The 6,710-nt window shown below is 69.4% G+C and carries 5 protein-coding genes; 3 read left to right on the forward strand and 2 right to left on the reverse strand.

Annotated elements, in window-relative coordinates:
- The first annotated feature begins 103 nt into the window (after window positions 1-103).
- Window positions 104-1,402 carry a CynX/NimT family MFS transporter gene (locus tag ACFTSA_RS11870; protein ID WP_377951472.1) on the forward strand — a complete coding sequence of 433 codons (1,299 nt, stop codon included), beginning with the start codon at window positions 104-106 and terminating at the stop codon, window positions 1,400-1,402.
- Window positions 1,403-1,409: 7 nt separating this feature from the next.
- Here the strand turns inward: ACFTSA_RS11870 and ACFTSA_RS11875 are convergent, their stop codons facing one another.
- Complete coding sequence (locus ACFTSA_RS11875) at window positions 1,410-2,699, reverse strand: MFS transporter (protein ID WP_377951474.1); 1,290 nt, start codon at window positions 2,697-2,699, stop codon at window positions 1,410-1,412.
- A 24-nt stretch (window positions 2,700-2,723) separates the two neighbouring features.
- Complete coding sequence (locus ACFTSA_RS11880; RefSeq protein ID WP_377951476.1) at window positions 2,724-4,019, reverse strand: M20 family metallopeptidase; 1,296 nt, start codon at window positions 4,017-4,019, stop codon at window positions 2,724-2,726.
- 139 nt (window positions 4,020-4,158) lie between these two features.
- On the opposite strand from ACFTSA_RS11880, the gene ACFTSA_RS11885 reads away from it, so the two are divergent.
- The gene (locus tag ACFTSA_RS11885) at window positions 4,159-5,193 is read left to right on the forward strand and encodes an Lrp/AsnC family transcriptional regulator (protein ID WP_377951478.1); all 1,035 of its coding nucleotides are present in this window, start codon (window positions 4,159-4,161) and stop codon (window positions 5,191-5,193) included.
- Window positions 5,194-5,195: 2 nt separating this feature from the next.
- Entirely contained in the window at window positions 5,196-6,587 is a 1,392-nt protein-coding gene (locus ACFTSA_RS11890) for an MFS transporter (protein ID WP_377951480.1), read from the forward strand.
- Window positions 6,588-6,710 lie beyond the last annotated feature (123 nt).

Here is a 6,710-nt window from a genome sequence, read left to right on the forward strand (position 1 = left end):
CCGGAGGAACCGTGCTTCATCCGTATGTGGATAACCCCGCGAGGCCGGCCCTGCCGGCTCGACGACGCCGCGGCCCATTCAGTGCTCCTGTAAGAATGGGCGGGTGATCGATGCCCAGAATTCCCGCCAACACGGCGGCGGGCCTCAGCGCCCTTCCGTTAACGCGGACACGCTCGTGGACGCGGAGGCGGACGACGTCCCCGCTGCCGAACCCACGCAGGTAACCGGCCGCCGCGCTCTAACCTACCTGGGCCTGTGCCTGGTGCTGATCGGGCTGAACCTGAGGACGGTGTTCTCCAGCTTTTCGGCGGTGCTCCCCGAAGTGACGTCCGACGCCGGGCTGCCCGGCTGGGCAGTGGTGGTGCTGACCACGGCGCCGGTCACCCTGCTCGGACTGTTTGCGCCGCTGGCACCGGTTCTGGCCCGACGTTTCGGCGCGGAACGGGTCCTGCTCGGAGCGATGGCGGTCCTGACGGCCGGCCTGCTCCTGCGGCCGGCGGAGGTTCCGGGTGCCGGGCATCTGCCGGCGCTGTTCGGCGGGACCGCCGCCTGCGGGGCCGCCATTGCGCTGTGCAACGTGCTGCTGCCCGGACTGGTGAAGCGGGACTTTCCGCACCGGCTTGGACTGATGGGCGGCCTGTACACAACGGCCATCTGTGCCTCGGCTGCGCTGGGTGCAGGTTTCACCTACCCCGTTTTCAGTGCTACCGGCCAGTGGACTTCGGCGCTGTGGTTCTGGGCGGCACCGGCCGCCGTCGTTCTTTTGCTCTTCCTGCCGGTGGCCGTAAGGCAACGGCACGGGCAACACACAGCGGTGCGGGAGGGCGTGAATGTGTGGCGCTCGGCGGTGGCGTGGCAGGTCACGATCTTCATGGTGCTGCAGGCGATGATGTCCTTCAGTGTCTTCGCCTGGCTCGCACCGATCCTGCGCGAACGCGGCGTGGACGGCGGAACGGCCGGGCTGATTGTGTCGGTGTCCATCGTGCTGCAGATGCTGGGCTCGCTCTTCGCACCGGCACTCGCCGCCCGGTTCCGCGACCAGCGCGTGATCAACACCGTGGTGGCACTCATGACCGGCGGCGGCTTTGCCCTGAGCATCTTCGGCCCGCTGGATCTGGTGTGGCTATGGACCGGCATGCTGGGGCTGGGCCAGGGAAGCCTTACCGCCGTCGCCCTGACAATGATCATGCTCCGAACCCGCGACGGGCACACCGCAGCCCACCTCTCCGGCATGATGCAGGGGGTGGGCTACGGGCTTGGCTCCACCGGCACGCTGCTGGTGGGTCAGCTGCACCAGGGCACTGGCTCTTTTGCCGCGGCGGGGCTCCTGTTCCTGGTGGTGGGAGCGCTGGCCGCGGTGTTCGGCTACCGCGCGGGGCGGAACAGGTTCATCGGCGGATAGTGAGGGGTTACTGTGCCAGGTCCTTGCCCCTGGTCTCGGGGAGGGTGAAGATGAACGCCGCGCTGATGGCCAGCAGCACCACCGCGTAGACGTTGAACAGGTTGGGCATCTGGATGGTGGTGCCGAGCCACTGCTGCAGGTAGGGTGCGGTGCCGCCGAACACTGCCACACAGATGGAGTACGGCACGCCCACGCCCACGGTGCGGATGCTCGTGGGGAACAGCTCGGCGTACACGGCCGGAACGATGGCGGCGCTCGCGGCGATGAAGATGAGCATCACTGACATGCTCACGGCCAGCTGCCAGGCGGAATCCTTCAGCAGCCACGTCATCGGGAAGTGCATGACGGCGGAGCCGACCGCGCCGGCCCACAGCACCTTCTTGCGGCCGATCCGGTCGGACAGCTTGCCCCAGACGGGAAGCGCGGCGATGAAGACGATGTTGCCGATGACGCCTGCCCAGAGGGCCTCGCCGCGGTCGATTTTCAGGGCGGTGGTCGCGTAGCTTGGCGCCACCACGCCCCAAATGTAGTAGATGACTGTGAGGCCGACGGTCAGGCCGATCACCTGCATCGCCTGCTTGCGGTACCGGACGATCTGCGGCCAGATCGGGGCGCGCTTCAGGGTGGCGGTTTCGCCCTCGAACACGTCCGTCTCGTGCAGCCGGGCCCGCATGATCAGTGCGTACAGGCCCATCGCGGCCCCGATGAGGAAGGGGATGCGCCAGCCCCAGGCGTTCATGACCTCGGTGGTCAGTGCCATGTTCAGCACGGCGCCCAGCAGGGTGCCGAACAGGATGCCGACGGTTCCGGAGGTGTAGATCAGCGTGGCCCAGAAGCCGCGGCGTTCCCGGGGTGCCATCTCCGAAAGATACGTTTGCGACGACGGCAGCTCGCCGCCGTGCGCCAGGCCCTGCACCAGCCGGGCCACGAGCAGCATTAGGGAAGCGAATGCCCCGACGCTGGCGAACGTGGGGGCGACGCCGATCATGAGGCTGCCCAGGGACGCCAGGCCGACGGCGAGCGTCATGGACGCCTTGCGGCCCACCCGGTCACCGATCCAGCCGAACAGGAAACCGCCGAAGGGGCGGGCGACGAAGCCGACGGCGAAGATCGCCAGTGTGGACAGCACGGCTGAGGCGGGGTCGGACTTGCTGAACAGCTGGCTGGCGATGAAGGGCGTGAAGGTGGCGTAGATGGCCCAGTCGTACCATTCGACGGCGTTGCCGATGCCGGTGCCGATGATGGTCTTGCGGGTCGAGGTCCGGCTCTCGCGTTGGGCGTTGATAATGGTGGTCATGGTTGTCTCCCTGGAATGGGCGGGCTAGAGACCCGGAACGGGGGCGGGGACCCGGGCGCCGGCCAGCGCCTCGAGACGGGAAATGGCGAGTTCCGCGTAGAGCGCGGCACCGTCAGCCAGCACGGCGTCGTCGAACGTTGCGTACGGCGAGTGGTTGAACGGGGAGGTGGCGTGGTCCGCGTCCTGGGGGACGGCGCTCAGGCCCACAAAGGTGCCGGGCACCTCGGCCAGGACCCGGGAGAAGTCCTCGGAGCCGCTGAGCGGCGTGGCCCACCGGGAGAGCCTCGAGTCGCCGAACAGCCCGGTGATGACCTTCTCCGCGGTGTGCGTCTCGTCCTCGTCGGTGATGGTCAGCGGGTATTCCTGCTGGTAGTCCACGTCGACCTCGAGGCCGTGCGCGGCAGCGATGCCCTTGAGCAGCCGCGGGACGGTGTCCATCATCCGCTGCCTGTTCTCCTCCGAGAAGGTGCGGATGGTGGCCTCGATGCGGGCCGTTTCCGGGATGACGTTGCGCTTGGTCCCCGCGTGGAGCACCCCGACGGAGAGGACCACGGGATCGAACATGTTGAACTGGCGCGTGACCATCACCTGCAGGGCCGTGACCATCTCGGCTGCGGCCGTCACCGGGTCCTTGGCCGAATGCGGGGCCGAGCCGTGCCCGCCGGCGCCGAGCACGGTGACCACCAGGCCGTCGGAGGCGCTGAGCATCACGCCGGGCTTGGTGCAGAACGTTCCGTGCGGCTCGAGGGAAGAGAACACGTGCATGCCGTAGGCCGCGTCCACCCGCCGGCCGGGCGCGTCCAGGACGCCTTCGCGGATCATGTAGCTGGCACCGTCGCAGCCTTCCTCGCCGGGCTGGAACATCAGGACCACGTCGCCGGCCAGCCGGTGCCGCCGCTCGGCCAGCAGGGTGGCCGCGCCGGTGAGCATGGAGGTGTGGAGGTCGTGGCCACAGGCGTGCATCGCGCCGTCGACGGTGGAGGTGTAATCGACGCCGGTCTTCTCCTGTACGGGCAGGCCGTCCATGTCGGCTCTGAGGAGCACGGCAGGCGGCAGGACGGCGGGCGCGGTGCCCGGACGCGGTGCGCCGCCCGACGCGCCGGCGGAAGCACCGCCGTCGTAAGCACCGCCGCGCAAAACCGCGGTGACCGACGTCGTTTCCTTGCCCAGGGTGATTTCGTATGGCAGGCCCTCCAGGGCTTTCAGGACCTTTTCCTGGGTCCGCGGCAGTTGCAGTCCGATTTCAGGTTCCCGGTGCAGGTCGTGGCGAAACCGGGCAAGGTCTTGCTGCATCTGGCGGGCGTCTGCGGCAATCGGCACGTGTTCTCCTCGTTGGTGGTCCGGTGCTGTGGGTCTATTCTGGAGTGGCCTGGTTCACATCCGGCCGAAGTGCTGGAAAAATGCAAAACCCCGGGCTGATATTCAGGATTCGTGCAGGGCTGCGCGGGAGGGAGGGCTGTTGGACGTCACGGAGGAGGACCTCGCCCTGATCAACGCCCTGCAGATCGCACCCCGGCTGAGCTGGGCCGACGCCGCGGAGGTGCTGGGCGTGCACGCCACCACCCTGGCCGCACGGTGGGAGCGCCTCACCGCCGCGGGTGCCGCATGGGTCACGGCGCATCCGATGGGGGATCCGCAGAAGATGTGCCTCGCCTTCGTCGACGTCGAGTGCGAGCTGCACCGCCGGGCGGAGGTCACCCGGGCACTGGCGGCGGTGCCGGAGATCGTCACCGTGGAGGAGGCGGCGAGCAACCGGGACCTGATGCTGACGGTCATCACCGGCTCCCTGCAGCACTTCACCACCGTGGCCTACAAGCTTCATGCCATCGACGGGCTGGTCAAATACCAGACCTCACTGGCCACCCGGCTGCACGCCGGCGCCTACGCCTGGCGCATCAACGTCCTCAACCGCTCTCAGCTCCAGGCGCTCCGGGCACTCGCCGGCCCCGAGGCCGCAGCATCCGCGCCGTCGGCGGCGGTGCGGGAGCCGCTGCCCGCCAGCCACCTGGCGATCCTGCCGTTCCTTTCGAAGGACGGCCGGGCGACGGCGGCCGAGATCGCCAGGGCGCTGGAACGGCATCCGGCCACCGTGCAGCGCCAGCTGAACAGGGTGCTGGCCAGCGGCGTCCTCTCCTTCCGCTGCGAGATTGCGCAGCGGTATTCGGGTTTCCCGGTGACCTGCCACTGGTTCGCCAACGTCCCGCCCGGCCAGCACGAGGCGGCGGCCGAGGAGCTCCGCGGCTTCCGGAACGTGCGGCTGAGCGCCTCCACCACCGGCCGCACCAACTTCATCATCATCATGTGGCTGCAGTCGCTCGCCGACGTCATGACCGCGGAGCTGGCCCTGCAGCAGCGCATCCCGGGGATCGAACTGGTGGAGAGCGTGGTCATGCTGCGGACGGTCAAACGCGTGGGCTGGATGCTCAACCCTGATTCGACGGCCAGCGGCGATGTTGTCGCCGTGACCACCGGCGCACCCGAACTGGTGGGCTGACCGTGCGCGAATCTGCCGTCTCTGCCCCGCCCGGCGCCGGAATTCTCCACCGTGCCTACCTGCTGGTGACCGTGGGCGCCTGTGCGCTGGTGTTCCTCGCCGCGTTCGAATCCCTCGCCGTCACCACCGTCATGCCCGTCGTCAGCCGGGAACTCGGCGGGGCCGGCCTGTATGCCCTCGCCTTCGCGGGCCCGCTGGCCACCGGCGTGATCGGCATGGTGGGCGCCGGGAACTGGTCCGACCGGCGCGGACCCGTCGGCCCGCTGCTCGCCTCGGTGGCGGTGTTCGCGCTGGGCCTGCTGGTGGCGGGCACGGCCGGCACCATGTGGGCGGTGGTGGCGGGCCGCCTGGTGCAGGGGCTGGGCGGCGGCGCCATGACGGTGGCCCTGTACGTGGTGGTGGCGCGGGTCTATCCGGCCGTCCTGCACCCCAGGATCTTCGCCGCCTTCTCCGCGGCATGGGTCATTCCGTCCCTCGTGGGGCCCTTCGCCGCCGGGCTCGTGGCACAGCTGGCAAGCTGGCACTGGGTGTTCCTCGGCGTCGTCGTGCTGGTGCTCCCGGCGCTCGCGATGCTGTTGCCAGCGCTGCGGGGCGTCCGGTCCGGCAACGCGAACGGGAACGGTTCCGTTGATGCTTCAGATCCGCCGGGCACCCCGGCCTCCTGGGCGTCGGGACGGCTGGCCTGGGCGGCCCTGGCCGCGCTGGCGGTGCTCGGCCTGAACCTGTCCTCCGGGCTTCCGGCGGCCGGACCGCTGCTGGCGGGTGCCGCCGTCGTGATTGCCCTGCTGGCCGTCAGGCCGCTGGTGCCCCGCGGTACCCTTACGGCCCGGCGGGGCCTGCCCAGTGTGATCCTGATCCGCGGACTGGTTGCGGCTGGTTTCTTCGGCGCCGAGGTCTACCTGCCTTACCTGCTCGTGGAGCGGTACGCGTTCTCGCCCACTTTCGCCGGCCTCACGCTGACCGGCGGAGCCCTCGCGTGGGCGGCAGCGTCGGGCGTCCAGAGCCGGCTGGGCGGCAGGCTGGGCAGTCCGGCCGCCGTGCGGATCGGCTCGGTGATGGTGCTGCTGGCGATCACCTTGGCGCTGGTGACCACGGCGTTTGGCTGGCCGCCCGCCGTCGCGATTGCCGGCTGGGTCATTGCCGGCGGTGGCATGGGCCTTGCGTATCCGCGGCTGAGCGTGATGACGCTGGCACTTTCCACGCCGGACACCGAGGGCTTCAACAGCTCGGCGATGTCCATTTCCGACTCCCTCGGCGGTGCTCTCGCGCTCGCCGCCACGGGAATCGTGTTCACGGCATTTACGACGACGGCGGCCTCCTTCGCCGGCGTCTTCGTGCTGACCGCGGTGATCGCCGCAGCCGCGGTCGCCATAGCGCCCCGCGTCGCCCGCTAACCTCCCGCCTCCCAGGAGTTTTTGTGGGCCGGTATCGGCGGGAAAACCACGGGAATGGGGGGGGGGGGGGCAAAACAAAAGAGGCGGGGGGGGGGGGGTTGGGGGGGGGGGGGTTGGTGGTGG

This window comes from Arthrobacter sp. NPDC057013 (assembly GCF_042674585.1).
GTDB lineage: Bacteria > Actinomycetota > Actinomycetes > Actinomycetales > Micrococcaceae > Arthrobacter.